The 1,842-nt window shown below is 55.2% G+C and carries 3 protein-coding genes; 2 read left to right on the forward strand and 1 reads right to left on the reverse strand.

Features of this window, described 5'->3' with window-relative positions:
• Both WB402_RS00785 and WB402_RS00790 read left to right on the forward strand, forming a co-directional pair.
• The coding region (locus tag WB402_RS00785) for a glycoside hydrolase family 47 protein (protein ID WP_424204799.1) at window positions 1-1,043 on the forward strand (1,043 nt) is incomplete at its 5' end.
• 266 nt (window positions 1,044-1,309) lie between these two features.
• Window positions 1,310-1,426 carry a VOC family protein gene (locus WB402_RS00790; protein ID WP_424204801.1) on the forward strand — a complete coding sequence of 39 codons (117 nt, stop codon included), beginning with the start codon at window positions 1,310-1,312 and terminating at the stop codon, window positions 1,424-1,426.
• Between the two features lie 174 nt (window positions 1,427-1,600).
• On the opposite strand, the gene WB402_RS00795 is transcribed toward WB402_RS00790, so the two are convergent.
• Window positions 1,601-1,842 (reverse strand): hypothetical protein (locus tag WB402_RS00795; protein WP_424204803.1); only part of this gene is annotated, 242 nt, incomplete at its 5' end.

Consider the following 1,842-nt stretch of genomic DNA (forward strand, 5'->3'; position numbering starts at 1 on the left):
TCGACATGGAGGTCCAGCACTTCGAGGTAGCCATCCGCATCCTGGGCGGCCTGATCTCCGCCCAGCAACTCGACGGCGACACCCGCTTCCTCGAGCTCGCCATCGACCTCGCCGACCGCATGCTTCCCGTCTTCGACTCCAACACCGGCATGCCCTTCCGCTTCATCAACCTTAAAACTCACAGGACCCGCTGCCGCTTTACCAACCCCGCCGAGATCGGCACCAATATCCTCGAGTACGGGACCCTCTCCCGCCTCACCGGCGACCCCAAATATTTCGACGCCGCCAAACGGGCGATGGTCGCGCTTTATCATCGCCGCTCGCAGATCGGCCTGGTCGGGTCGATGATCGACGTCGTAACCGGCGGGTGGATGGTCAAAGAAAGCCACGTCGGTGGTAGAATCGATAGCTACTACGAGTACCTTTTAAAGGGCGCGATCCTTTTCGACGACGCCGAGCTTTGGGCTATGTGGCAGGACACGATCGCGGCGATCAACGCCCACGTGGCCGACGAGACCAGCAGAGGGCTCTGGTACGGCCATGTCAACATGAAAAATGGCAAGCAACGGGCCACGGCCTTCGGCGCTCTCTACGCCTTCTTCCCCGCTGTCCTTGCCCTGGGCGGAGACCTCGACCGCGCCGCCCGCCTCGAAGACTCGTGCTACAAGATGTGGACCCTCTACGGTACTGCGCCCGAACTGCTTGACTACAAAACCATGAAGGTCGTCTTAGGCTCCTACCAGCTCCGGCCCGAGATCGTCGAGTCGGCCTACTACCTTTATCACTTCACCGGCGACGAGAAGTATCGCCGGATGGGTGCGACCTTTTTCAACACCCTTGTCGCGCGGTGCAAGACCGACGCAGGCTACGCCGCCCTCGCCGATGTCCGCACGGGCGTCCAGACTGACGCGATGGAGAGTTACTTTCTGGCCGAGACCATGAAATACTTCTACTTACTATTCGCCCCGCCCCAGGCCTTCGACTTCGAGAAGGCCGTCTTCAACACCGAGGCCCATCCGATTTGGAAGAAGAGTAGCGAGTAGTGGAATGTTTAATGAAGTGCTGAGAGGGTGTCGATCTGCACTTGAAAGGTAACACAGCATGAATCAGTCAGTTATCATTAGAGCACCTTGCTCAACGGAATGCTCACCGGCTAGTTTCCCGGCCGGGAGCAAAAGAATCCGCTGGCCTATCACGACGGCTTGATCCGTGCTTACCGCAGCATCAATGCACCTCACTCACGGTCCCGGTCAAAGCGTGTAAGTATCTGTATGACAAAGACTTGCAGCAAACCTTAAAGAGGACTATAATGCCTAGAGTGGTTCATTTCGAGCTACCTGCGGATGATCCACAGCGGGCGGTCGCGTTTTATGAAAAGGCGTTTGGCTGGACCATCACCAAGTGGGAAGGGCCCTTCGATTATTAGCTAGTTGCCACAGGACCCGATGGCGAACCGGGAATCAATGGTGCGATAACACCGCGCGTGATGGCTGAGCAGGTCACGACAGATACCATTGGCGTCGAATCCGTGGATAATTCACTGAATTTCGCGAAACGAGAAGGGTAGTAATTAGCGCGCTTGTTATCGCAACCGAGCCGCCTAGATAAACCAGAGCAGTAAGCAAAAAGATAATAAAGGAACGCAACAAACCAAATCGATGGATAGAATAAAAAATGAAACATTGCGAAAACTGTAAAAAACGAGAAAACTGTGACTTCCCTGAAGATTTCCGCGAACTAACGTGGCGTCGGCATGGGCATTGCAGATGGCGTGAAGAATAGAAGGATTATTGAGATAGCGGCTGACGATTAACGTTTCAACGCACGCGCACATATTACGAC

The sequence above is a fragment of the Sulfuricaulis sp. genome (assembly GCF_049587675.1).
Lineage (GTDB): Bacteria > Pseudomonadota > Gammaproteobacteria > Acidiferrobacterales > Sulfurifustaceae > Sulfuricaulis.